This window comes from Huintestinicola sp. (assembly GCF_050874005.1).
GTDB lineage: Bacteria > Bacillota > Clostridia > Oscillospirales > Ruminococcaceae > Huintestinicola.
In genome coordinates, this window is the sequence record NZ_JBNMJV010000004.1 from 45019 (window position 1) to 70726 (window position 25708).

The following is a 25708-nucleotide window of genomic DNA, read 5'->3' on the forward strand; positions in this document are numbered from 1 at the left end:
TCATCTATATGTTTTTGTTTATCACGTTTTTAAGACATCTGACAAATGCAGCGGTGTATTCGTCGGGCTTATATCCCGATGGAGTGATAAGGCAGTCGGCAAATCCTCCGCCGCCCTGTATTTCTCTTTGGACAAGTCCGTATTTTTTCAGTCTGCTCTCAGGGACGGGTGCGGCAAGCATATAAGCTTCGGGGATAAGTGACAGCAGTTCAAAGGGGTCTGAGCCGTTTCGTAAAACTATCCTTTTTTCTGTCGGACTGCCGCTTTTGAAGTCATCTCCCGAGGTTATCCGAATGAGTTCAGAAAGGGCTTCGGGAGGCAGATCATCTTTTTCCGAAATGGGGCTGTTTTCTGAGACTGTGAGCTTGTACTTTCCCGAAAAAAGCTGCTCCGAGCGGAGATTTTTCTCGTTAATGAGCGCCGCAAAAAAGTCCCTGCAGTCGTCGGGGCAGCGGACTGCGGCAATTTTGCATATCCCCTCGCTCACATTTTCTGCCGCAAGATAAAAAGGAGCGGTCACACACTCGATATTTACGGACAGACTTTGTGCAAGCTCCGCAAGAAGCTCGGGCACATATTCTGCACCGGGAACACATAGGGTGAAAAGCTCGGGGACATTATCCTGCTTGTACAGAGCTTCAAGCTTTCCCATTTCCTCAAGCACCGCCTTTGCCCGTGAAAGGAAACGCTCTCCCTCGGGGGTGGGATATACCCCCTTTGCGCTTCTGCGGAAAACCGTTATGCCTATCTCGTTTTCCACTTCCTTTATTGCCTTGCTGAGGTTCGGCTGTCCCATAAAGAGGTTTGCCGCCGCCTTTGTTACCGAGCCTGTGCGCTCTACTTCTGTCATATATTTCAGATGCTGTAAATTCACTTCGGTTATTCACTTCCCCCATAGCGTCATATAGAAAAGCACATATTATATTATACTACCTTTATATGGATTTGTCTATATTTTTCGGCATAAAAATTCCCCCTATGATATTTTTATTATACCATAGGAGGAGATGTTTATAGTATCATTTTACGGCAATGTTTTCAAGCCGTTTATCCAAGATCGTTTCAAGCTTTTTAAAATCACAGCACCTTCGTGTAAGGCTGCGCATTTTTTCGGGCGTTTCGGTCACAAGATGATAAAGCTTATTTGCCTTTTTACATATAAGCTCCTTATTTTTATTGCACCAGTCAAGCTGAATATTCATAATTTTCTTCCGCCCGATCTGAGCAGGGGGGTCGGAGCGGTTCGGACGAATATCTATAGGCGTAATGACTTCTTGACATACGGGTATCATATTATTAAAATTAAGCACGCCTATTATCCTTCCGTTATTGTCAATGATCCTTGAGAAGTCCTCTCTGTTTTTCATCGTTTCGTGCTTCTTTTTCGGAGATGATAACGGAACACAATAAGTCCTGTTTCCACAGACAAGAATAACTCCCACAAACGGACGTGTCTGCTTGTTATCCTGCGGCGAAACGGACAGCACATTGCTGTCCGCATTGGCAAGATCACGTATATATTTCATATCAACATAATAAAAATTCAGTTTTTCCAATTTTTTACACCCATTCTTTTCATAAAAAAAAGCTGTGCCGAAAAACACAGCTTTTTATAAATCCCACTTAAACGGCAGGGTCCTCCTGCTTTAATACTCCCACTTAACGGCAGGGTCCTCCTACTTTAATACTCCCACTTAGCGGCAGGGTCCTCCTGCTTTTTACAAGAGCAAAGCTCTCATATATGACAGGCTTTCACCTGTCTGTATATATTATACCATAGCCTGCATAGCTTGTCAAGCACAAAAAGATCCCCTGCGGAAATTGCAGAGGATCTTTTTGACAGTATCACTTTACGGCGATCTGCGCCTTTTCATTCTTTTTGTATTTGAGTCTGAGATTGTCGGTTATCAGAGCGATGAACTCGCTGTTTGTGGGCTTGCCCTTGCCTACGCTTACGGTGTAGCCGAAAAGGTTCTGAATGGTGTCAAGGTCGCCCCTGTCCCAGGCAGTCTCGATAGCGTGGCGGATAGCTCTCTCCACACGTGAGGCGGTGGTGTTGAAGCGCTTTGCCACAGTCGGATAGAGAAGCTTTGTTACGCTCTCAAGCATTTCCTCGTCGTCAAGGCTCAGGAGAATTGCTTCTCTCAGATAATGATAGCCCTTGATATGGGCAGGTATGCCTATCTGGTGGATTATTTCCGTGACCACCATCTTCATATCCTCTTTAAGTCTGGGGTCGTCGGGGGGCAGCTCCATCTGTGCGGCGCTGCGGATAACGTTCACCAGCATATCGCAGTCGAAGGGCTTGAGCATAAAATATGCATTCTCCATCGACATTATCTGCCGCTCGGCAAACATATTCCTGTAGGCGGAGGTGACTATGAAAAAGGGCTTATGTACAAAGCTGCCGCAGCGCTTGATAAGCTCTGCTGCATCTATTCCCGGGATTATGCTGTCAACTATTACCACATCGGGCTCCTCGCTGCGGATAGCTTCAAGAAGCGCAAGTCCGTCGCTGTCTCTCGTTACCGCAAAAAATCCTCTTCCTCTCAGGGAATTTGCAAGCATACAGCCAAACTCCTTGCTTTCGTCTCCGATGATAACCTTGATTTTTTCATTCATTTTCGGTCGTCCTTTCTTTTTTATGTTTTTTACTTGTGATTTATTCACCCGTTGACATAATATTATCACGTTTTTTTTAAATTTGCAATAGTTTTTGCGTTATTTTGGGGGTATAACAAATCCCGTATATTTTTGATAAACAGCGCTTATTTTAAGCATTCCAACAGCCTCTGACGGCAATTAAAGCAATTCGTCAAAAGCTGAGTGTCGACATTTATAAAATTTTAGGCTTGCCTGACAATTACGGCATTTTTTCCGTGTTTGCCGTCAATCACAGCGGTTTTTCAAGGCAAAATGCAATTTTTTGCAGCAGGAAACTTGCAATCCTGCAAAAATTCATTGACATTGCAGGAATTGTGATGTATAATTTAATTATGTGCACCCGGGAATATTTCCGCATTAAACAGAGATAATAGGTATATTATGAATTGCGGGAGGTATTTTCGGTGTCGGATGAAAAATACAGCCGGAGCACGGAGGACGATGAAAACTCAGCCGCTTCGGAGCTTATCGACAAGGCGGAGCTTATTGAACGGGCGGGACAGGCGGTCTCGGAAAATTCCAAGCACCTTATCCATTGTCTGACCATTATCGGACAGATTGAGGGGCATTACGCCGCTCCCCCGGGAACGAAGACCACAAAGTACGAGCATATTATGCCTGCGCTGGTGGCTATAGAACAGGACCGCTCCATTGAGGGACTGCTTATCATTCTGAATACCGTAGGCGGCGATGTGGAGGCAGGGCTTGCCATTGCGGAGCTTATCTCGGGTATGAAGACGCCTACGGTCTCGGTGGTACTTGGGGGCGGTCACTCTATCGGCGTGCCGCTGGCGGTATCGGCTAAGCTTTCCTATATCGTTCCCAGCGCTACTATGACCATTCACCCTGTGCGTATGAACGGGCTTGTGCTGGGCGTTCCTCAGACGCTTTCCTATTTCGAGGCTATGCAGAAGCGGATAACCGATTTTGTGTGCCGGAACAGCCGCATCTCTCCCGAGAGATTTTCTGAGCTGATGATGAACACGGGTGAGCTTGTACTTGATATGGGTACAGTCATTGACGGGGAAACGGCGGTAAAAGAGGGGCTTATCGACAGGCTGGGCGGTCTTTCGGACGCTGTTGAGGCGCTGTATGAGCTTATTGAGACGAGTGAGCAGCGTTATCCCGATGAGAACAAGAACAAGTAACGTTACGCACACGTATCCGTATAACTTTATTATTTATTCTTTATTATTTATTCTTTATTCTTTAAAGTGTTAAATTGAAAATGTCCTATGGGCTGTGTTTTTCATTTTCCACTTTAAAAGAATAAAGAAACAATTTATCGGGTTACTTATATGTGCCGTTACCGATCCGACAGTATGATGCCCAAATAAACTATAGAACGAGTGGCTGCAGGCTCAGCCTGCCGTTACCGAGCCGACAGTTCGTCGCCCAAATAAACTATAGAACGAGTGGCTGCAGGCTCAGCCTGCCGTTACCGAGCCGACAGTTCGTCGCCCAAGTAAATTACAGAACGTCTCGCTGCGGGTCGTCACCCGCATATGAAAGGATCTTACATAATGACAATTTTTGAAGCTATCATTCAGGGAATTATTCAGGGAGCTACGGAGTTTCTGCCCGTTTCAAGCTCGGGTCATCTCTCGCTTTTTCAGCATTTCACGGGGGTGACGGGAGATGAGGCGGTGTTTACCACCATTGCTCTCCACATCGGCACCCTTATCGCCGTTTTCATTGCCTTTCGTGAGAAGATATGGGCGCTTATTCTTGAAGCGCTGGCTATGCTCAAAGATATTTTTACGGGCAAGTTCACCTTTAAGGTGGGAGACGGAAACAGGCGTATGATACTTATGATAATCGTGTCCATACTGCCCCTGTTTGCATTTTACATATTCAAGGACTTCTTTACAGCGGTGTCCTCGGACAGCGATATCATTGCGGAGGGTATATGCTTCCTTTACACGGCAGCTATCCTCACTATGGGCGACAGAGCTGCCCGTAAGACTGCAAAGAAGGGCGACGGCAAAACAGGCGGCGAGACTACTGTGACGGACGCTCTTGTTATCGGATTTTTCCAGGGAGTGGCGCTGCTGCCCGGCGTGTCAAGGTCGGGTTCCACTATTTCCGCAGGGCTGATGTCGGGGCTTAAAAGGGAGGACGCTGTGGAGTACAGCTTCATTTTAGGCATTCCCGTAATTTTAGCGGGTGCTTTATCGGAGCTTATGGATATGGGCAGCGGCGATATGAGCTTTGAGCCTGTTCCCCTGCTTATCGGTATGGCTGTGGCGGCGGTTTCGGGCTACTTTGCTATCAGGCTCATAAAGTGGCTGATGAAGTCGGACAAATTCGGCATTTTTGCGGTGTACACTTTTATTCTCGGTATTCTCGTCATCGGTGCGGGAATTTATGAGCGTGTGACCGGCAGCCCTATTATTATCGACTGATAGATACAAATGTTCTTAACTTTTAGGGATAAATTCGTATGAAATGTCCATTGATTTTTAGAAACGATTGTGCTATAATATTTATATAATATATTCGGACGGTAAAATAAAGAAAGGAAGATAAAAAAGTGGCAGCTCCCAAAAAAGCTTCATCATCGGGTAAATCAAGGTCAACCACTAAGGGGAGAACGACCAAGGCAGAACAGGAGGCAAAACGTGCCAACGACAGGGTGCTGTGGTCTACGGTCATTTTCGCCGCAGGAATACTCATTCTTGCGTTTCTCCTCTTCGAGGGCGAGTCGGCGTGGCTTGCGATACATAACATCATTTTAGGCCTTTTCGGCGTGGGTGCGGTGCTGGTGCCCCCTATTCTCATTTATGCCTCGGTGATGATATCAAAGGACACCGAGCGTGAGACAGTCTCGGGAAAGGTGGCTCAGGGCATACTGTTGGTACTGCTTTGCTGTGCGGTCATTCAGATATTTTTCTCGGAGCCTATTGACCCCGACATCACTCTCGGAAAGCTTCTTACCGACCTTTTCGAGGACGGCAAGGCTATGCACGGCGGCGGTCTTTTCAGCGCTGTCATTGCTCTCCCTCTGCTGAAACTTTTCGGCAAGACAGGTGCGGCTATTATCGTTATTATCCTTGCATTTGTTTTCACAATGCTCCTTGCCAATAAAACTATTGTGGACGTTTTCAGGGCGATAAAGAATATTTTTGCCGCTGCTGACGCTGCCCGTCCCGAATATGAGGAAGTTGAGGAGTTCGTTCCTCCTCCCGGAGCAAAAAAACAGCCTAAGAAGGCAGTTCCCGCAAGTTCTCAGCCGAATTTGAAAAAAGTTCCCAATGCGGACGTTCCCGAAGCGGCTGCCGAAGAAAAGCGGAAGGAATTCAACATTGACATTCCCCTGCCCTTCGGCAAGAAAAAGGCTGCCGAGGCGGCAAAAGCGGTGGAAGAAAAGCCTGCGGAAGCTGCTGCCGAGCCTGAGAAGCCTAAAAGCGCTGTGGAGCTTGAGGCAGATGCCATTGCTCGTTCCGTTGAGGAAAATGAGGCTCAGAGACAGGCGGCTAAAGCGGCTGCGGCAAATGAGGCTAAGGCTGCTGCAAATGAAGCCGAAAGCAAGCAGGACGATCTTGCTTCTATAATCAAAAAGGCGGTCAAGCCTGCGGCAAAGGGTGAGCCTGCTCCCGTTTCGGGCGGTGGTAATGAGCCTGCAAGATCTTCGGGCGGTATTCCTTTGTTTAAGAAGAATGACAAGGTGAAGGGTTCAACTCTTGCTTCAAACAAAATTGGCGATGACGAGGATCTTGATATGCCCGAGACTACGGCGCAGGACATTCAGAACGAAATTGCCGAAAATGTTACTGCTCCTGCGGAATATGTCATTCCTCCTATGGATCTTCTGAAAAAGTCCTCCAACGAGCTTAACGCCGAGGAGGCAGAGGCTGAGATGAAGCAGAATGCGGACACTCTTGTGGAGACGCTGAAGAGCTTCGGAGTTATGACCAGGATAGTTGACATTCATCGTGGTCCTACGGTCACACGTTATGAGCTGCAGCCGAATGCAGGCGTTAAGATATCCAAAATTACGGGTCTGGCGGACGACATCGCTCTTAACCTTGCGGCGGCAGGTGTTCGTATACAGGCGCCTATCCCCGGCAAGGCGGCGGTGGGAATTGAAGTCCCCAACAAGATAAAGGACATCGTTACTCTGAGAGATGTTATCGACACCGAGGAGTTCAGAAACGCCGAGAGCAAGCTTACCTTTGCGGTGGGCAAGAATATTGACGGCGAGATCATTCTCGGCGACATTGCAAAGCTGCCTCACGTTATTATTGCAGGTACTACGGGTTCGGGTAAGTCCGTATGCACAAACGGAATTATTATGAGCATTCTTTACAATGCTACTCCCGACGAGGTAAGGCTGGTGCTTATTGACCCGAAGGTGGTTGAGTTTAAGATCTATGACGGTATCCCTCATCTGCTCATTCCCGTTGTTACAGACCCACGAAAGGCGGCGGGTGCGCTTGCCTGGGCGGTGCAGGAAATGCTCAAGAGATACAAGCTTTTTGCGGACAACAATGTGCGTGACCTGAAGGGTTACAATGAGATGGCGGCGGAGACTGAGGGTGTTGAACCGCTCCCCCGTATCGTTATTGTTATTGATGAGCTTGCCGACCTGATGATGGCAGCGGCGGGTGAGGTCGAGGACAGCATTTGCCGCTTGGCTCAGATGGCACGTGCGGCAGGTATGCACCTTATCATTGCTACGCAGAGACCTACGGTTGATGTTATCACGGGTCTTATCAAGGCAAACATTCCTTCACGTATTGCCCTCAAGGTGGCTTCGGGTATTGACTCACGTTCTATTATCAATGAAATTGGTGCTGAGAAGCTGCTTGGAAACGGCGACCTTTTATATTTCCCTACGGGCTATGCAAAGCCTGTACGTGTTCAGAACTGCTTTACTTCCGACAAGGAGGTTACTGCGGTTGTCAACTTCATAAAGAACGGTGCGGGTGATGTTACATACAGCGATGACATTATGAAGGAAATTGAGCAGAACATTCCTCAGCCTAAGGGCGAAAAGGAACGTCCTGCGGACAATGACAAGAGCTATGACAACTCAGATGACAAGATCATCGAAAGTGCTATTGAATGTGCGGTGGACGCAGGAGGTGCGGGTGTTTCCGTTTCCTATTTCCAGAGAAAATTAAAGCTTGGCTATGCGAGGGCTGCCCGCATTATGGACGAGCTTGAGGAACTGGGGGTTGTTGGTCCCTTTGAGGGGGCTAAGCCCAGACAGGTGCTTATGACAAGAGAGATGTTTTTGCAGAGAAAACTCAGCGGAAACGGCGGAGGTGCTGCTCCTGCGGAGGTAGCGGAGGACGATGTGCCTTTTGAGGAGTGATACGGGCAGCCGTACTTACTGAAATTAGGAAGGTGAAAGCTATGAAGCCGCCTGCGGAGGTCATTTCCATTGAAAAAAAGCCCGAGAAGCCTAAGACTCCATTTCCCATAGGAAGGGCAGTCAAGACAGCGATGGACTGGGGATATCTGCTGTTTCTGGTTCTGTTCGTATATTTTGCAAAAAGAGAAAATGTCGGGCTGCCACCTGCCGCTGCATTTATACTTCTGGCTCCGTTTACGGTAGGGCAATACTGCGATATCCACGCAAAGGGCAATGGCACATATGCTTACATCGAACGGTTCGTGTCTGTGGGGATAACCGTTTTTGAAACGGTTATTATGTTTTCGGCGGTGATGATATTTTTTACATCTCGGGCAAGGCTCAATGGACCTACCGAAACAGATCTGCCTAAGAGTTATTCGGCGGCGGATATTTCACGCCTGAGCGTTGAGATATCCACCGGCAGCAATGCTCCGCACTACTACGTTTACACGGTGGATATGGAAAACAGAACGGCGAAAAAAGAGACATATTCATTCAATCGGGGCGGAGAATATCAGGTTTCCGAGACGATAAGCAATGCTTTTTCGGAGGAAAAGGCGGCTGATTTTACAGAGTTCTGCGACGAGGTACTTATCACAAAATGGGACGACTTTTATATGCCCGAGAGGGAAATATATGACGGTCTTGACGAGGTGCAGAGCTTTGAGGTTCAGTATTACGGCATATCCCGTGGCGGTTACAGGAAATTTTCCCTTGAGTACAATGACGGCGGTTCGGACAGCACGATAATGTATGACCACGCTAAAGATGTGCCGAAAGACAGCAGTTTGGTCATTTCACGTATTTACGGGCTTCTGACTAAGGAGAAATAAATTTTTTGCAGGAGAATTTATATGCCATTTTTACCAATTTCAAAAGAGGATATGAATGAAAGAGGGATAGAGCAGCTGGACTTTATCTGCATTACGGGTGACAGTTATGTGGATCACCCCTCTTTCGGCATTTCCATTATTTCACGAATGATAGAAGATCAGGGCTTTACTGTGGGCATTATTGCTCAGCCCGACTGGAAAAGTGACAGGGATTTTAAAAAATTGGGTGAGCCGAAATATGCTTTCCTCATTACGGGGGGAAATATTGACTCGATGGTGGCGCATTACACAAGTGCAAAGAAAAAGCGTTCCGATGACGCTTACACTGCAGGGGGCAAGGCGGGAAAACGTCCCGACAGGGCGACTATCGTTTATTCAAAGGCTATCAAGCGTATTTTCGGCAAAGATATGCCTGTTGCTATCGGGGGGCTTGAGGCTTCTCTCAGACGGTTTGCTCATTATGATTACTGGGACGATGCTGTGCGGCCGTCTATTCTCGAGGACAGCGGTGCAGACCTGCTTATGTACGGAATGAGCGAGCATCAGATAGTGGAAATTTGCACAAGGCTTGCAAAGGGCGAGAAAATTTCAGAGCTTCGGGATATAAGAGGTACGGCGTATCTTTGTGACCCGAGGGAAACGCCTTACGGGGCGGCGGAATGTCCTTCTCTTATGCAGGTGAGGGAACACAAGGAAGAGTATGCTAAGGCTTGCAAAATTCAGTATGACTGGCAGGACGAGATCTACGGCAAGACTATAATTCAGCGGCAGACGGACAAAATGCTGGTGCAGCTGCCTCCTGCTTATTCTCTGACTACTCCCGAGCTTGACCACGTGTATGAGCTGCCTTATATGCGGACTTATCACCCTGTTTATGAGAAAGAGGGCGGCGTTCCCGGGATTCAGGAGGTGGAGTTTTCCATTACCCACAACAGAGGGTGCTTCGGAAACTGCAATTTCTGCTCCATTGCTCTTCATCAGGGACGGAGAATTTCGGTGAGAAGCAAGGAGAGTATTCTGAGGGAAGCGGAGCTTTTGACAAAGCTGCCTAATTTCAAGGGATATATCCACGATGTGGGAGGCCCTACGGCAAATTTCCGTGCACCCTCCTGCACGCATCAGCTGACTCACGGGCTTTGCAAGGGAAAAAAATGCCTTGCGCCCGAGCCTTGCAAAAATCTTGAGGTGGATCACACAGAGTATCTTGATATCCTGAGAGAAATTCGGAAGATAAAGGGCGTTAAAAAGGTCTTTATCAGAAGCGGTATCCGATATGATTATCTTATTGAGGACAAGAACGAGGAGTTTATGCGTGAGCTTATCGAGCATCACGTGAGCGGTCAGCTGAAAGTGGCTCCCGAGCATTGTTCGGCGGCGGTGCTTGATATGATGGGAAAGCCGCATATTGAGGCGTATAAAAAGTTCCAGGACAAATTTTATAAAATGACGGGAAAAATTGGCAAGGAGCAGTATCTTGTTCCCTATCTTATGTCCTCTCACCCCGGAAGTACGCTGAATGAGGCGGTGGAGCTGGCGCTGTTTCTCAAGAGCCTTAAAATGCGTCCAGAGCAGGTACAGGATTTTTATCCCACTCCCGGAACTATTTCCACTTGTATGTTTTACACGGGTCTTGACCCTTACACAATGAAAAAGGTGTATGTTCCGAGAACTGCGGAGGAAAAGGGTATGCAGAGGGCGCTCTTGCAGTATTTTCGTCTCCAAAATCAGAGAAAATGCATTGAGGCGCTTATCAAGGCGCACCGCACCGACCTTATCGGCAACGGAAAGGAATGTCTTGTTCGTCCCGATGAGCAGTACAATGCTTATCTGAGAGAAAAGGCAGCGAAAAACGGCGGCAAAAACAGCGGAAGAAATTCGACCGGCAGAAATGCTTCTCGTTCAAAAGGCAGGAATGACAGATGGCAAAAGGAAAAAGGCAGACGGGGTCGGTAAGCAGACTTCTTAAAATACTTCCCACCGCTTTGCTCATTATGGTGATGTGTATAGGCGTATGTCTCGGCGTTCTTATTGAAACGGGATGGGTGTCGCTGACGGACGTTCAGCAGGCGATCGGTTTTACGCTCCCCGATATGCCCGACGGGGGAACTGTTCCAAAAGAGGCGAGAGATTTTGCCGTTCACGTTATTGATGTTGGGCAGGGTGACAGTATCCTCATTTTGGCAGGTGGGAAAAGCGTTCTTATTGACGCAGGCGAAAAGGAATACGGCGGCAAAGTGGTTTCCTTTCTGAAAGACAAGGGCATTACGGGGCTTGATTACATCATTGCCACGCACCCTCATTCAGACCACATCGGCGGTATGGCGGAGGTAGTCTCGGAGATAGGAGCTGAGAAGATAATCGTTCCCAAGCTGCCCGATGATAAAGTTCCCACCACTAAGGTCTATGAAAATTTCCTCAAGGCTGTGAAAAACGGCGGAATGAAGCTGACGGCAGCTAAGGCGGGAAAGGTTTATGACATTGCCGAAATTGATGGTCTGCCTGTGACTATGACTATTCTTGCTCCCGGTGAGGGTGCGGAGTTTGAGGACTTGAACGACTGGTCTGTTTGTGTTAGAATTGACTATAACCGCATTTCCTGGCTCTTTACGGGTGATCTCTCCGAGGAGGGGGAAAAGGCGCTTATAAAAAGCGGTCAGGATATTGATGTTACGGCGTACAAGGTGGGACATCACGGCAGCTCAACTTCTTCTTCGGAGGAGCTGCTTGAAAGGGTCACGCCGAGACTTTGCGTTATTTCCTGCGGCGAGGGCAATTCCTACGGGCACCCACACGAAGAGGCGCTGAAAAGGCTTGAGGAATACACGGGCAGCATTTACCGAACAGACCTTTGCGGTTCAGTTTCCGTTTATTCCGACGGAGAAAAGCTGTATGTTTCAAAACAGGGAGGCGGCTCATAATGCTTATTCTTGAAAAGCTTCGGGGTGATATGGCGGTCATTTCGGGTGACAGCGGAGAATTTTCCGTTTCGGCGGATATGGTCAAGGGCTGTCGTGAGGGTGATGTTATTATACTCTCGGGTGACGTTTATATTACCGATGAAACTGCCACCGAAATGCGGCGGAAAGAAATATTATCGCTTCAAAATTCCCTTTGGGATGAATGATATATCAAATGAATTGAAAGAGGGGCTTAAAATGCAGAATAATCTGCCTGCTATGCTTACGGAAAGACTTCCGAAATTATCCAAGGGTCACAAGAAAATCGCCGAATATATTCTCGGTCACTACGACAAGGCTGCCTTTATGACGGCTTCTAAGCTGGGAAATATCGTTGGCGTCAGCGAGTCCACGGTTGTCCGCTTCGCTACGGAGCTGGGCTTTGAGGGTTATCCCGAAATGCAGAAGGCACTAAAAGAATTTACCAGCAACAAGCTTACCACCGTTCAGCGTATGAATGTGATGAACGACCAGCTTGCGGGCGAGGACGTTCTTAACAGAGTTCTGAATTTCGACATTGAGCAGATAAGAAAGACCCTTGAGGAAATTGACAAGGACAGCTTCTACACTACGGTTGACGCTCTTGTTTCCGCTAAGAACATTTACGTTATCGGCGCAAGATCGGCTTCGGTGCTGGCTCGTTTTATCGTTTTCTACTTTAACATTATGTTTGACAACGTTAAAATTATCCACACCACAAGTACAAGCGAAATGTTCGAGCAGATACTCGGTATCGGCGAGGGGGACATTATGATAGGTGTCAGCTTCCCCAGATATTCAAAGCACACCGTAAAGGCGTTCAGATACGCTCACGAGAACGGCGCAACGGTAATCGGCATTACCGACAGCAAGGCTTCTCCTCTTGCTCAGTATGCGGATCATCTGCTGCTGGCACACAGCGATATGGCTTCCTTTGCGGATTCCCTGGTGGCTCCTATGAGCCTTATAAATGCGCTTATCTCGGCGGTGGGAATGAGAAAGCAGGAGTATGTTTCCAAAAACTTGGAGCGTCTTGAGGGGATATGGGAGAAATACGAGGTCTACGAAAAGACCGATGACAAGGATTTCAGCTTATAATTCGGGAGTGGTGAGATGAAAAAGCTTATCGGGTTATTTTTTGAAAAGGCTCTTATGACGGTTGGTGTGCTGTGGTCTGCTTTCTGTATTCTCGGAATATTTGCCAGCGCCGCAAGAGAGGAACACAGAGATAATGTTCCATTCGCCTGCGCTTGTCTCGGTATCGGCATTGCTATGATACTTTCCTCTAAGCACAAGAGAAAGCTTCGTAACCGTGCGGAGGTCTATGCTATGTGCCTTGCGGACAAGCCCGAATCCGAGCTTGCGGAAATTGCAAGGACTATGAACATTCCCCTTGAGCAGGCTGTAAGAGAGCTTGAGGAGCTTATTGACAAGGATTACCTTAACAACATCTACATTGACAGAGCTGAGGGCAGGGTCAAAATATTATCCCGTGAAAAAGGCGGACTGAAGCTCATTAACGGCTATCGGTTCGTTACCTGCAAAAGCTGCGGCGGTTCTAACAGGATAACAGGCGGTACAGAGGGCAAGAGGTGCAGCTACTGCAAGGCTCCTCTTACCGAAAATTCGGAAGCAACAAAATAAATTCGAAAGGCAGCATTTTTTATGGCAGACTGCATTATTATCGGCGGCGGCGCTGCAGGGCTTATGGCTGCGGTGACTGCGGCGGACTGGGGCAAGACCGTTATCCTTTTTGAGAAAAATCCCCGTGTGGGCAAAAAGCTGCTCATTACGGGAAAAGGTCGCTGCAATGTTACGAACAACTGCATCAAAGAGGATTTTTTTGCTAATATCCCCTGCAACGGCAGGTTTCTCTATTCCTCCTACGCCGCTTTTGACTGCTCGGACACTATGAGTTTTTTTGAAAACCTTGGCGTTCCCCTTAAAACCGAACGGGGCAACAGGGTATTTCCCGTAAGCGACAGGGCAGAGGACATTGTTATCGCTTTTGAGAGGGCTATCAAGGAGCGTTCGGACAGGATAACCGTCAAAAATGCAAAGGTCACGAGGATACTTACGGAAAACGGCGCTGTCACGGGCGTTTCCGCCGATGGTGCGGCTTATCACGCAAATTCGGTGCTTATTGCTTCGGGCGGACGCTCCTATCCGAAAACAGGTTCGGACGGGGACGGTTATCGTTTTGCAAAGGAGCTGGGGCACAAGGTAGTTCCGCTCAGACCTTCTCTTGTTCCGATGGTGAGCGAGGAGGAGTGGTGCAGAGAGGCTATGGGGCTTTCCCTTAAAAATGTTACTCTCACCCTTGTGGACGGGGCTGACGGCAAAAAGCTTTTCTCGGAAATGGGGGAAATGCTGTTTACACATTTCGGTGTGTCGGGGCCTTTGGTATTATCGGCTTCGGGGCATATAAGAAAAATGGAACGTGGTCGGTACAAGCTGATAATCGACTTAAAGCCTGCTCTGGACGAGAAAACCCTGGACAGCAGGCTTCAGAGGGATTTTGCCGAAAATGCAAACAGGGATTTTATAAACAGCCTGGGAAAGCTTCTTCCAGCAAAGCTTATTCCCGTTATTGTAAGGCTTTCGGGTATCCCTGCAGAGAAAAAGGTCAATCAGATATCAAAAAAAGAGCGGACGGAGCTTTTACATCTGCTTAAAAATCTGACGGTGACCATAAAGGATTTTCGCTCCATTGACGAGGCTATAGTTACGGGGGGCGGCGTGGATATCAGCGAGATAAATCCCAAAACTATGGAGTCAAAGAAAGTATCCGGGCTTTATTTTGCGGGAGAGGTCATTGACGTTGACGCTTACACAGGGGGATTTAATTTACAGATCGCTTTTTCTACAGGCTATGCCGCAGGAGTTAATATGTGAAAAAAATCCGCCGCAGTACGGCTTTATGAGCTGTATTGCGGCGGAGCTTTCTTTATTTGAAATTAAGTGAGGCTACGGAGTCTTTAAAGATTATCTTCCCCTTGACCTGTATCATTCCCAGCTGCTCGGAGGGGGTCTTTATCTTTGAAAGCAGGGCATCTACGGCGATGGCGGACATTTTTTCCGTATTTACCTCAAAGGTGGTGATGTTCGGGACGGTAATGCTGCTGTAAACTGAATTATCAAAGCCTGTCACGGAAATATCATCGGGAACACGATATCCCTTTTCCGAAAGCAGGGACATAAGTCTGCTTGCCGCTTCGTCGCAGTTGCAGACAAAGGCGGTGGGCATTACAAGAGGAAGCTCAAGGGGGATAAACTCGCCCGTTTCCGTTTTTCGGTCGCTTATAAGATAATAGTCGGATAAACGGATATTATGCTCGATAAGGGATTTGGCATAGCCTAAATATCTGTCCTGGATACTGCTGGTGGCGTGGATATTGCCCACAAAGGCGATATCACGGTGTCCGTTGTCGATAAGGTAATTCGTTAGCTCATAGGCTGCATAAAAGCTGTCCCCCACCACGCAGCTCTCGGCTGTGAGCTGATTGTAGAAATCAAGGAACACTACCGGTATCTTGGTGTTGAGAACGGCGTTTATATATTTATCCGCTATCTGTCCGAGAATGATGATGCCGTCCACCCTCTGGTGGAAAAATATATCGGGAAGCACAGCTTTTTCCTCGTTTCCAGATGTGAGAGTGTGGAAAAATGCATAATGCTTGCGCTGCTGGAGAGCGGTGGATATCCCTCGCATAAATTTAAAGTAAAAGCTGTTTTCCGACATATACCGCTCGGCTACGATGATACCGATATTTCCGCTGAGAGTCTTTTTCTTTTTTGCTTCCGTACCATATTTATAGCCCATTGTTTCGGCTGTCTTGAGTATTTTCTGCCTCAGCTCGCTGCTGACGCCGCTTTGTCCCGAAAAGGCTTTTGACACGGAAACGACGCTTATTCCAAGCTTTGCCGCTATATCACGCATAGTAACGCTTTTTGCCAATTGTTTCGCCTCCCGTGCGCTGTCTGAAAGTAAATTTACAGACTAATTTTAACACATTCTCCCGAACTTTTCAAGTATTATTTTTAGCTTAAATTAGTAAGCAGTTTTTAGACTAAATTATGTTGCATTTGCAATTTGTTAGCTTATTTATGAAGCTAAATTATTTTTTAATTCTTAATATTATATGGATATAATATTTCGTAAAAGTAAATATGAAGCGTGCAATCGTTTTCTATTTTTATCAAAAATTTATGTTTCGCAAAAAGAACTTAATTTTTACAAGCAAAATGTATAATCCGGGCAGCCCTGATTTATCATATTTAACAAAGATTTGTGATAGCTTTCTGAAATTTGTGAAAAATTTACAAAGCTAACAAAATTACGCTGTGTGAAATGCCGCTATTTCATTTTTCCCTTGACTTATGACGGAAATTAACTATAATAAAACTATCGCAGAAAACCATAGGCAATGAATAACACACAATGCTAATTTTTTAATGGAGGTCATTAAAATGAACACTAAGTTTAAAAGAACTGCGGCTATGTGTGCCGCAGTTGTAATGGCAGGTTCAGTTCTTACCGCTTGCGGAGGTTCCAACAGCGGTTCTACCGCAACAACAACTGCTGCTGCAGGCGAGACAACAACCGCAGCAGAAGGCGGCGACACAGCTGCTGCTGACACAGAAGCTGCTCCCGCCGGCGACTCCTCTTCCGAGATCAGCGGTTCCATCAAGGTTCTCCACCACCGTACCGACAGAGATCAGGACGGAACAATGGCTAAGCTCACCGAGGGCTTCAATGCTCTTTATCCTAATGTAACAGTTGAGTATCAGTCATTCACAAACTATGCTGACGATATCGCTACAATGATGCAGTCCGATAACTACGGCGACGTTGTTATGACTCCTCAGGCTCTGAAGCAGGCTGATCTTCCTAACTTCTTCGCTTCCTTCGGTTCCTACAGCGACCTTTCTCAGAAGTACTACTGGCTTGAGAATTACACCGTTGACGGTCAGGTTTATGCACTTCCTACAGGCGGTACAGCTTCCGGTGTTCTTTACAACAAGAAGGTATGGGCTGACGCAGGCATCACTTCTCTCCCCACAACTACTGACGAGTTCCTTGCTTGCCTCAAGCAGATCGCTGAAAATACCGACGCTATTCCTTACTACACCAACTACAACGCAAGCTGGTGCATCACTCAGTGGCAGTCCCTCGTAGTAGGCGCTTCCGGTGATCCCGATTACAACACCAAGCTCCTCACCGAAAAGACTGACCTCTTCTCTAAGGGCAGCCCCTATGACGCTGTTTACGGCACACTCTTTGATATCTACGCTGATCCTACTCTCCACGAGGAAGATCCTATGACAACTGACTGGGAAGGCTGCAAGCCCGCATTCGCACAGGGCAAGATCGCAACTATGGTTCTCGGTTCTTGGGCAATCAGCCAGTTCCAGGAGGCTGCTGTTCAGGTTGGCTCCGATCCTGCTGATGTTGGATATATGCCTTTCCCCAACAGCATTGACGGCAAGATCTACTCCGTATCTTCCAACGACTATATGATGAGCGTTAACAAGAACACCGCTAATATGGACGCAGCTATGGCTTATGCTACTTGGTTCTGCACAGACTCCGGCTTTGCTCAGAACGAGGGCGAGATCTCCGGTCTTAAGGGAGCTGCAATGCCTGAGACCCTTTCTTCCTTCGACGAGCTCGGTGTTCAGCTCTTCGTTGAGAACGCATTCCCCGAGGAACTCATCGGTAAGTGGGATGAGATTGCTAAGGCTTCTGAGGTTGATCCTTGGGGCGACGCTTCCACAAACTACAAGTTCAGAATGGCAGAGGCTGCATTCGACGGCAAGGGCAGAGATGAGTATGACAAGATTGCTGCTGACGTTAACGCTGCCTGGGCTGCTTCCAGAGATGAAATTCTCGGCTAATCCACACTTTCTTCTTTAAATTTTTCTTTCTCTCCGATACTGTATTTTTCTGCGGCGCCTTCTTCACGCCGCAGAATGATACGGTATATTCATACCCGTGGGTATGATGTACGCTTAAATCACGAAAATAACCCGAAAACGAGGGATATGCTTTGACTAAAAAAACTATTCAGCCCGAGCGTCTTGCTCCAAAGAACAAGCTTTCCAAATCTTACATTGAAAAGATGGTTACCGTTTGTCTTTTCCTGCTTATTCCCACACTCCTTCTTGTCATATTCACCTACATTCCCGCCGCTGAAATGGTTAAGTTCAGCTTTGAGGAAAGAGACCAGTTCGGTGTAAATGTCAAGTTCGTGGGCCTTGAGAACTACAAGACAGTTTTTTCGACACCTGAGTATTTTGCTGCTTTCAAAAACAGTATTTACTACCTTATAGGTTCATTTATCCAGCTTGGACTTGCTCTTTTTCTTGCAACGATCCTCTGCTCGAAGATCAGATTTTCCAATTTCTTTAAGGGAGTTGTTTTCTTCCCTTATATGATCAATACTGTTGCAGTTGCCCTTATTTTCCGCAGATTTTTCCAGAAGGGCGACGGCATCACCAATACTGACGGTACTCTTAATTCCATAATCACCCTGCTGGGAGGAGACCCCGTAAAATTCCTCTCCACAGAGGGACTTGTCAACATCTGCCTCGTGTTCGTTTCCATATGGAGATATATCGGATTTGATATTGTAATGTTCATAGGCGCTATTCAGTCTATATCCCCCGATATTTACGAAGCCGCAGATCTTGACGGCGCAAACCGCTTCCAGGTATTCCGCTACATAATCGCTCCCGGTATCAGACCCATTATCCTTCTTCAGATGATACTTGCGGTAAAGGGTGCCATCAGCGTTTACGAAATTCCCTTTATCATCACAGGCGGACGATTTGGTTCAAGCACATTCGTTATCCAGACAACAGAAACGGCATTCAAGTTCCAGAAAGTCGGGCTTGCCTCGGCGATGGCTGTGGTACTGTTCCTGATAATAGTCGTCGTCACGGTAATACAAAAACTGGTTCTCAAGGAGGAAAAGTAAAATGGCTGATACAGCAATCAAAAAGGACTACAGCACTTTTGTCCCTAAGCTTTTCACCTTCCTGAAATATGCCGTTCTCGTAATTGCCTGCCTGTTAGTTTTCATTCCCCTTGTAGTCGTATTTTTAGGATCTTTCAAGAACAACACAGAATTCCTTTCATCAAACGTTTTTGCGCGTCCCACAAAGTTTGAATGGTCGAACTACAAGACCGCTTTCATTGACGGTAAGGTTCTTTTAGGTCTGAAAAACACAGCGATCATCATCGTGATCTCCTGTACGGGAACTATAATCGTAGGTACAATGACTGCTTACGTTCTCCAGCGTTTCAAGACTGTTCTCGGCAAAGTCCTCAAGGCAGCGTTCCTTCTTGCGACACTTTTCCCTGCTATTTCAATGCAGGTAACGGTTTACCGCATTATGAACAATTTCCACCTTGTCGGCACTATGGCTGCTCCCATCATCCTCTACATAGGAACTGATATTGTTTCCATTTACATCTTTATGCAGTTTCTGGACAACATCTCCTACTCCCTTGACGAGAGCGCCATCATCGACGGAGCAAACTACTTCACAGTTTTCTTCAAGATCATTCTTCCCCTGCTAAAACCCGCTATCGCAACAGTTCTTATCATCAAGGTAATAAGCATTTACAACGACTTCTATACTCCTCAGCTTTATATGCCCAGCGAAGAGCTGTCGGTGGTTTCCACATCGCTCTACCGCTTTATGGGCCCCTACGGAGCTAAGTGGGAAATAATCTTTGCAGGTATCGTTATTTGTATCATTCCTGCTCTGGTCATCTTCCTCGCACTTCAGAAGCAGATCTACGCAGGTCTGGTAAACGGCGCCGTTAAGGAATAATCAAGTTAAAGATATATCCCGTCAGGCTTGAAAAATGAGCCTGACGGGATATATTTTGTTATGCATAAATAAGTTTGCGGCTCCTCCCGTCATATCCGGGAAGAGCCGTACTCATTCATATAACATAATCATAATCTTCGCCGCTTTGGATAAGGCTTGCAATGGTAATGCTGTCAAAGTAATCATTTGTCAGCTTGTAGAAATCCTCCCACATCTTCATAGTCCTGTTATCCTGAGAAGGATTGTTTTCCTTCATAGATGACACGGGAACAAGATTGCCCTCCGCGACACGGAGTATCTCTCCCACGCTGTATTTCTCGGGAGGCCTTTTAAGACGGTAGCCCCCGTTTTTGCCGTGAACGCCGAATACAAGGTCGCCTTTGGTGAGAACGGGCATTATCTGCTCAAGATATTTTATTGACAGCTCCTGCCGTCCCGCAATGTCCTTAACGGGTATGCATTTGCCGCTGTAATGCTCGGCAAGGTCGATCATTACCTGCAGAGCATATCTTCCTTTTGTTGTGACGAGCATTACTTTCACCTCTGTAGTTTATTATGACTTTACGATCACCTTTCTGTACTCGTCAAAGCGCACCCACTTTGCGAAAAATGCGCTCTGATCCTTCGGGTCGGTCTCGGAGTATTCCTTTAAGAACTGCTTTACTTCGCTGTCGGAATGTGCCTTTACGCCGAAGCCTCTGCCGTTTATTACGGGAACGTCTCCGTAAACGTAATCTGCGGTGGGAATTATTTCTGTTATGACCTTGTTTCTTACCTTTACCGAAACGCCGTCTCTCAGAACGATGATATCAAAGCTGTCGGGATAGCTGTAACTGTCGCCCGATGTGGGTATCTCGTCTCCTACGGTATATGTAGCCTTTACGGGCTGATATTTCAGAACATTCAGGCTGCTTGTATCATAGTAGAATTCCTCGAAAATGTCTCCTCTTGCAGTAAGCTCGCCATACTTGAAGGAAGCCTTGTCAGCGGCTCCTCCGCCTCTCTCGCTGAGTTCCTCGACTACACCGCAGGCAGATGTCATATTCGTTACACGGTCAATAAGAATAAGCTCCCCGAGAGTTTTGTGAGATCTGAATTTATCTGCCACAATAGCTTCTGTAAGAAGTATATCGCAGAGAGCAATGCCGTTTTTGGAAAGCTTGTCGGTCTTAATATGCTCGCCCGTATTAACGTCAACGGCATATTCCACACCTGCAAGTATTCCGGGAATGGTCTTTGTGCCAAGCTTTACAAGGTAATCCTTGCCGATAACAAGCTCCTCGTCGTCCATCCAGAGAACAGAAGCTTTCAGACGCTTGTATACGCCGATGTCCGTATCCTTTACGAGAACGCAGCCCCTTGAAACGTCCACCTCTTTATCAAGGGAAATGGTAACAGGCTGACCCTTGTATGCGGTATCTGCGGACTTGTCGGTAACAAGTATTCCCTTTACCGCCGCCTTTTCACCGCTGGGGAGAGCGGTTATTTCGTCGCCCACGCTTATGCTGCCCGATTCGATCTGTCCCTGAAATCCTCTGAAAGTATGGTCGGGACGGCAGACTCTCTGAACGGGCATATAGAAGCCTTGCTCATTATCCTCGGAAATATCCACATTTTCAAGGTATGTAAGAAGCGCAGGACCTGTATACCACTTGATATTGTCCGACTTTTTGGTAACGTTGTCGCCCTCGGTGGCGGAAAGAGGTATTATCTGAATATTTTCAAGAGAAAGCTCTGCCGAAAGCTCGGAGATCTGCTTTTCTATCTCATTAAACCGCTCCCGGCTGTAGCCCACCAGGTCCATCTTATTTACGGCAAAAACGAAATACTTGATGCCCATAAGGCTGCATATCCTTGCGTGACGTCTTGTCTGAACAAGAACGCCCTGTGAAGCGTCCACCAGAATTACCGCAAGGTCTGCAAAGGAAGCTCCCACCGCCATATTGCGGGTGTATTCCTCGTGACCCGGAGTATCGGCAACAATGAAGCTGCGGTTATCGGTGGTAAAATATCTGTATGCCACGTCAATGGTAATTCCCTGCTCACGCTCTGCCATAAGTCCGTCAAGGAGCAGAGAATAGTCTATCTTTCCGCTTCTGCTGCCCACCTTGCTGTCCAGCTCGAGAGCCTTTTCCTGATCGGCGTAAAGCAGCTTTGAGTCATAGAGAATATGACCGATAAGAGTTGATTTGCCGTCGTCCACGCTGCCGCAGGTTATAAATTTTAGTAAGCCTTTCATTAAAAATAGCCCTCCCTTTTGCGGCGCTCCATACTTCCTGCCGCTTCGTTGTCGATAACTCTTGATGTGCGCTCCGATGAAACTGCGCTGAGGGTCTCGGAGATTATTTCGTCAAGAGTATGAGCAGTAGACTCAATTCCGCCCGTAAGAGGATAGCAGCCAAGTGTTCTGAAACGAACCGACTTCATCTGCGGAACTTCTCCCTCTTTAAGCGGGAAACGGTCATCGTCCACCATAATAAGATTGCCGTCACGCTCCACAACAGGGCGCTCCGCCGCAAAATACAAGGGCACGATATCAATGTTCTCACGCTTAATGTACTGCCAGATATCCTTTTCCGTCCAGTTGGAAATGGGGAAAACTCTTATGCTCTCGCCCTTGTTAATTTTGGCGTTGTAAAGCTTCCACATTTCGGGGCGCTGATTTTTGGGGTCCCAGGCGTGAGCGGCATTTCTGAATGAGAAAATTCTCTCCTTTGCACGGGACTTCTCCTCGTCACGTCTGCCGCCGCCAAATGCAGCGGTGAAGCCGTATTTGTTGAGCGCCTGTTTAAGCGCCTGAGTTTTCATAATATCGGTGTATGCAGAGCCGTGGTCAAAGGGATTTATGCCCTGCTTAACGCCGTCCTCGTTTATGTATTCAAGCATTTCAATGCCAAGCTCCTTTGCGGTCTTGTCACGAAACTCTATCATCTCCTTGAATTTCCACGTTGTGTTTACGTGAAGGAAAGGGAATGGCGGCTTTTCGGGATAAAATGCCTTCATCGCCAGATGAAGCATTACCGAGCTGTCCTTTCCGATGGAATAGAGCATTACGGGCTTTTCACACTCCGCCGCAACCTCTCTGATTATGTATATAGCTTCCGCTTCAAGCTCGTCAAGATGTGAAAGATCACTCACGCTGATTACCTGCCTTTCGTATATCAGTATTTATTTGACTCCTTGGGGTCGATGTCGATATTGGTAACGTTCCCCGTGGGGCTTTCTATCACCCAGCGCAGGAGACCGTCCTTTTTCTCGGTATGCACCATACTGCCCCTGCCGCCCATATCCGCTCCCAGAAAGAAGCTTATGGCATATACGGGACATTCCTTTATGCAGGAGGTGCAGCCCCAGCAGTCCTTGGGATATTTTATGTAAGCTTTCCCGTCATCGTCCTGCTTTATCAGAGTGCCGGGACAAACATTTCGGCATTTTCCGCAGCCTATGCATTTGCTTTTGTCAATTGCTATGCTCATAAGTTCTCTGTCCCTCCTCCGTCAGCTCTCTGAGAATAATTTTTATCTCACCGTTTTCCATTCGGGAATTAACATATTTGCGCCAGTTTATATTATCCCTATGTGGATAGTCGAGATTTTCCGCAAAGGAATGCCACCTTGTCTCGTGACGGGCTTTCAGATGTGCAATAACGCTTCTGCATACCGTAAGCCGCTCACGAAGCTCATATATGTACATAAGCTCCTGAAAATCCTCTGCGTGAAGTCTGTCTGACAGCTTTTCTATCTGCCGTATCTTCATATCCGCAATGTCAAGCTGCTTTTCATTAAAGCGGTAGCTTGTTTTTATGCCCCCTGCGTAGGAGTCCATAACAGTCTGCATAGCCTCCTCAAGCTGCTCTGCGGTAAATGGAGAGGTGCCCTTGCTCATAAATCCCTCGATCTCTGCACTGTGAGCCTTTATTTCAATCTCATCAATGGGAGAAGCCTTGCTTTCGGATATGAATTTTACTGCTGACAGGGCAGCTATCTCACCCTCTGCAAGCGCACCCGTAACATACTTCTGAGGACAGCCTCCTGCCACATCTCCTGCGGCATATAAGCCCTTTATGGTGGTCTGACGGGCTGTGTCCACCCAGTATCCGCTTGCGGTATGACCGCCGACTATGTAAGGCTCTGTACCCTCTATCTCAACATTCTGCTCGGAAATTTTACTGCCGCTTTCTATCCACTTAATGGTCTGAGAGGGAGCCATATTCAGATATGCTTTTATAAGCGAGTCCTCCGTTTCGGGAGATACGCCCTCGGTTTTCAGATAGCAGGGACCTCTGCCCTCAAGGTTTTCGCAAACCGTACCGTAAACTCTTTCGGAGGTGGTAAGGCCGTATTTCGTCTCGTATACATCTCCGAGAGAATTTATCTGCTTTGCCCCCGCTCCCTGTGCAAGTGTTCCTGTAGGAGCAATGGTGTCCTTGCAGCGAAGAGCGATAAAGCGCATCTCGAAGGTGGTCATCTCTGCACCGTGCTTTATGCCCATTGCATAGCCTGCACCCGTATTAAAGGGCGGATACCACATCTTGTGCCTTGAAAAGCCGGGATTGTTAGGTCTGTAAAGTCCTGCCGCTCCGCCTGTGGCAACGATAACTGCGTCTGCTTCAATGGTATAAAATGTGTCGTTTTCAATGCCAATTGCAAATGCACCCTTTATCCTGTTGTCCGAAACGGAAAAATCAATGACATTAACACGGTTCAGTATGGTAACATTCGGCAGCTTTTCAACAGCCGAAGCAAGAATGGGCTTTATATTTTCGCCGTTTATCTTGATATTGCGGTTTCCTCTTGCCACATATTTACCGTTCTCGTCCTTGAGGATAACAAGACCCATATCCTCAAGCCGCTTTGTCACCTTGTTAAGGCGCTCGCACATCGAATAAAGCAGATCGTCTCTTACAATGCCGTCAGCGTCCTTTCGGGCATATTCCACATAATCCTCGGGAGTATGTCCCTCGGTGATGTAAGCGTTAAGAGCATTTACTCCTGCCGCAAGACAGCCGCTTCTTTTGATATGCGCCTTTTCGCATATAAGTATCTTAACATCGGAATTTTCCGAAGCCGTCAGAGCCGCATAGCAGCCTGCCGTACCGCCGCCGATTATAAGCAGGTCGGTTTTGATTTTTTCATATTTCACGGAAAGCTCCTCCGTTTTCGCTTAAATATTTTTCTGCGGAATATACGCTGTTTGCACCGTCTGCCGCAGCGGTAACTACCTGCCTGAGAGGCTTTGAGCGCACATCACCTGCGGCAAAAATGCCCTTTGCCGAGGTAACGCAGTCCTCTCCTGCAATGATATATCCGCCCTTGTCCATATCTGCAACGCCCTTTAAAGGCTCGCTGCCCGGAACAGTTCCAACAGCCACAAATACTCCGTTAACAGCAAGCGTTTCCTCCCTGCCGTTACGCTCGATCCTAATACCCTCCACACGATTTTCTCCAATAATTTCGGTGGGAACAGCACTCATCACCGTTTCAATATTTCCTGCCTCAGCCACCTTTCTGCAAAGGGACTTGTTTGCACGGAACTCATCTCTGCGGTGGATAAGATAGACCTTGCTTGCTATCTTTGAAAGATAAACAGCGTCGCCGAGAGCCGTATCTCCTCCGCCTATCACGGCAGCCACCTTGTTTTTGTAAAAAGCTCCGTCGCATACGGCGCAGTAGGAAACTCCCCTGCCCGACAGTTCTTCCTCACCCTTTATGCCAAGCTTGCGGTGAGAAGCACCTGCGGCATAGATAACAGTCTTAGTCTCAAACTCGCTGCCGTCCTCCAAAGAAACGACGTATATTCCCTTTTGGGGAGCGATTTTTGTGACTTCACCCTCGATAAATCTCGCTCCGAGCGCTTCTGCGTGGCTGCGGAATTTATCGCCCAGGTCATATCCGCTTTCGCCGTAAAGCCCCGGGTAATTATCCACCCGTTCGCTCTCGGCTATCTGCCCCGTGCCCATAAAGAGCTTCTCGATAACGATAAAGTCCAGTTCCGCACGTGAGGCATATATTGCCGCCGAAAGACCTGCCGCTCCGCTTCCGATTATTATGGTATCATAGATCATTTAAGTA

General features: G+C 47.4%; 23 protein-coding genes. 13 read left to right on the forward strand and 10 right to left on the reverse strand.

Annotation, left to right across the window (positions count from 1 at the left end; all coding sequences use genetic code 11):
• Positions 1-4 precede the first annotated feature (4 nt).
• From ACR0QN_RS02425 to spo0A, 3 genes are all read right to left on the reverse strand, one after another.
• Positions 5-874 carry a LysR family transcriptional regulator gene (locus ACR0QN_RS02425; protein ID WP_432649599.1) on the reverse strand — a complete coding sequence of 290 codons (870 nt, stop codon included), beginning with the start codon at positions 872-874 and terminating at the stop codon, positions 5-7.
• A gap of 145 nt (positions 875-1019) precedes the next feature.
• Positions 1020-1604: a type III toxin-antitoxin system ToxN/AbiQ family toxin gene (locus tag ACR0QN_RS02430; RefSeq protein ID WP_432649600.1), complete on the reverse strand. Its 585-nt coding sequence runs from the start codon at positions 1602-1604 to the stop codon at positions 1020-1022.
• Between the two features lie 241 nt (positions 1605-1845).
• Entirely contained in the window at positions 1846-2622 is a 777-nt protein-coding gene (gene spo0A / locus ACR0QN_RS02435) for a sporulation transcription factor Spo0A (RefSeq protein WP_432649601.1), read from the reverse strand.
• A gap of 446 nt (positions 2623-3068) precedes the next feature.
• Here spo0A and ACR0QN_RS02440 point away from each other — a divergent pair, with 446 nt between their 5' ends.
• From ACR0QN_RS02440 to ACR0QN_RS02485, 10 genes are all read left to right on the forward strand, one after another.
• On the forward strand, positions 3069-3812 hold the full coding sequence (locus tag ACR0QN_RS02440; RefSeq protein WP_432649602.1) for a ClpP family protease: 744 nt from the start codon (positions 3069-3071) through the stop codon (positions 3810-3812).
• Between the two features lie 375 nt (positions 3813-4187).
• Complete coding sequence (locus ACR0QN_RS02445; protein ID WP_432649603.1) at positions 4188-5069, forward strand: undecaprenyl-diphosphate phosphatase; 882 nt, start codon at positions 4188-4190, stop codon at positions 5067-5069.
• Positions 5070-5197: 128 nt separating this feature from the next.
• A complete protein-coding gene (locus ACR0QN_RS02450) occupies positions 5198-7984 on the forward strand; it encodes a DNA translocase FtsK 4TM domain-containing protein (RefSeq protein ID WP_432649604.1) in 2787 nt (928 codons plus the stop codon).
• A gap of 41 nt (positions 7985-8025) precedes the next feature.
• The gene (locus ACR0QN_RS02455; RefSeq protein WP_432649605.1) at positions 8026-8859 is read left to right on the forward strand and encodes a hypothetical protein; all 834 of its coding nucleotides are present in this window, start codon (positions 8026-8028) and stop codon (positions 8857-8859) included.
• A 21-nt stretch (positions 8860-8880) separates the two neighbouring features.
• Positions 8881-10812, forward strand: coding sequence for a YgiQ family radical SAM protein (locus ACR0QN_RS02460; protein WP_432649606.1), 1932 nt, complete (start codon positions 8881-8883; stop codon positions 10810-10812).
• Complete coding sequence (locus tag ACR0QN_RS02465) at positions 10779-11777, forward strand: ComEC/Rec2 family competence protein (protein WP_432649607.1); 999 nt, start codon at positions 10779-10781, stop codon at positions 11775-11777. Before ACR0QN_RS02460 ends, ACR0QN_RS02465 begins: the two co-directional genes overlap by 34 nt.
• Positions 11777-11983 carry a DUF3006 domain-containing protein gene (locus ACR0QN_RS02470; RefSeq protein ID WP_432649608.1) on the forward strand — a complete coding sequence of 69 codons (207 nt, stop codon included), beginning with the start codon at positions 11777-11779 and terminating at the stop codon, positions 11981-11983. The genes ACR0QN_RS02465 and ACR0QN_RS02470 overlap by 1 nt, the downstream gene beginning before the upstream one ends.
• A 31-nt stretch (positions 11984-12014) precedes the next feature.
• Positions 12015-12893 carry a MurR/RpiR family transcriptional regulator gene (locus tag ACR0QN_RS02475; protein WP_432649609.1) on the forward strand — a complete coding sequence of 293 codons (879 nt, stop codon included), beginning with the start codon at positions 12015-12017 and terminating at the stop codon, positions 12891-12893.
• Positions 12894-12908: 15 nt separating this feature from the next.
• On the forward strand, positions 12909-13439 hold the full coding sequence (locus ACR0QN_RS02480; protein WP_432649610.1) for a hypothetical protein: 531 nt from the start codon (positions 12909-12911) through the stop codon (positions 13437-13439).
• Between the two features lie 21 nt (positions 13440-13460).
• Complete coding sequence (locus ACR0QN_RS02485; RefSeq protein WP_432649611.1) at positions 13461-14690, forward strand: NAD(P)/FAD-dependent oxidoreductase; 1230 nt, start codon at positions 13461-13463, stop codon at positions 14688-14690.
• Positions 14691-14742: 52 nt separating this feature from the next.
• Here the strand turns inward: ACR0QN_RS02485 and ACR0QN_RS02490 are convergent, their stop codons facing one another.
• Positions 14743-15753 carry a LacI family DNA-binding transcriptional regulator gene (locus tag ACR0QN_RS02490; protein ID WP_432649612.1) on the reverse strand — a complete coding sequence of 337 codons (1011 nt, stop codon included), beginning with the start codon at positions 15751-15753 and terminating at the stop codon, positions 14743-14745.
• A 512-nt stretch (positions 15754-16265) separates the two neighbouring features.
• On the opposite strand from ACR0QN_RS02490, the gene ACR0QN_RS02495 reads away from it, so the two are divergent.
• The 3 genes from ACR0QN_RS02495 (at position 16266) to ACR0QN_RS02505 (ending at position 19637) form a co-directional block, all read left to right on the forward strand.
• Positions 16266-17693: an ABC transporter substrate-binding protein gene (locus ACR0QN_RS02495; protein ID WP_432649613.1), complete on the forward strand. Its 1428-nt coding sequence runs from the start codon at positions 16266-16268 to the stop codon at positions 17691-17693.
• Between the two features lie 152 nt (positions 17694-17845).
• Complete coding sequence (locus ACR0QN_RS02500) at positions 17846-18775, forward strand: carbohydrate ABC transporter permease (protein ID WP_432649614.1); 930 nt, start codon at positions 17846-17848, stop codon at positions 18773-18775.
• Position 18776: 1 nt separating this feature from the next.
• Complete coding sequence (locus ACR0QN_RS02505; protein WP_432649615.1) at positions 18777-19637, forward strand: carbohydrate ABC transporter permease; 861 nt, start codon at positions 18777-18779, stop codon at positions 19635-19637.
• A 115-nt stretch (positions 19638-19752) separates the two neighbouring features.
• On the opposite strand, the gene ACR0QN_RS02510 is transcribed toward ACR0QN_RS02505, so the two are convergent.
• From ACR0QN_RS02510 to trxB, 6 genes are read right to left on the reverse strand one after another with little or no spacing between them, the layout of a single operon-like run.
• Positions 19753-20169: an RrF2 family transcriptional regulator gene (locus tag ACR0QN_RS02510; RefSeq protein WP_432649616.1), complete on the reverse strand. Its 417-nt coding sequence runs from the start codon at positions 20167-20169 to the stop codon at positions 19753-19755.
• A gap of 21 nt (positions 20170-20190) precedes the next feature.
• Positions 20191-21876 (reverse strand): sulfate adenylyltransferase subunit 1, encoded by a 1686-nt coding sequence (locus ACR0QN_RS02515; protein ID WP_432649617.1) that lies wholly within the window; start codon positions 21874-21876, stop codon positions 20191-20193.
• Positions 21876-22775, reverse strand: a complete 900-nt coding sequence (gene cysD / locus ACR0QN_RS02520; protein ID WP_432649618.1) for a sulfate adenylyltransferase subunit CysD — start codon at positions 22773-22775, stop codon at positions 21876-21878. Before cysD ends, ACR0QN_RS02515 begins: the two co-directional genes overlap by 1 nt.
• Positions 22776-22798: 23 nt before the next feature.
• Positions 22799-23113 carry a 4Fe-4S dicluster domain-containing protein gene (locus ACR0QN_RS02525; protein ID WP_432649619.1) on the reverse strand — a complete coding sequence of 105 codons (315 nt, stop codon included), beginning with the start codon at positions 23111-23113 and terminating at the stop codon, positions 22799-22801.
• Positions 23097-24779: an adenylyl-sulfate reductase subunit alpha gene (locus tag ACR0QN_RS02530; RefSeq protein WP_432649620.1), complete on the reverse strand. Its 1683-nt coding sequence runs from the start codon at positions 24777-24779 to the stop codon at positions 23097-23099. The genes ACR0QN_RS02525 and ACR0QN_RS02530 overlap by 17 nt, the downstream gene beginning before the upstream one ends.
• Complete coding sequence (gene trxB, locus ACR0QN_RS02535) at positions 24769-25701, reverse strand: thioredoxin-disulfide reductase (RefSeq protein ID WP_432649621.1); 933 nt, start codon at positions 25699-25701, stop codon at positions 24769-24771. Before trxB ends, ACR0QN_RS02530 begins: the two co-directional genes overlap by 11 nt.
• Positions 25702-25708: the final 7 nt, after the last annotated feature.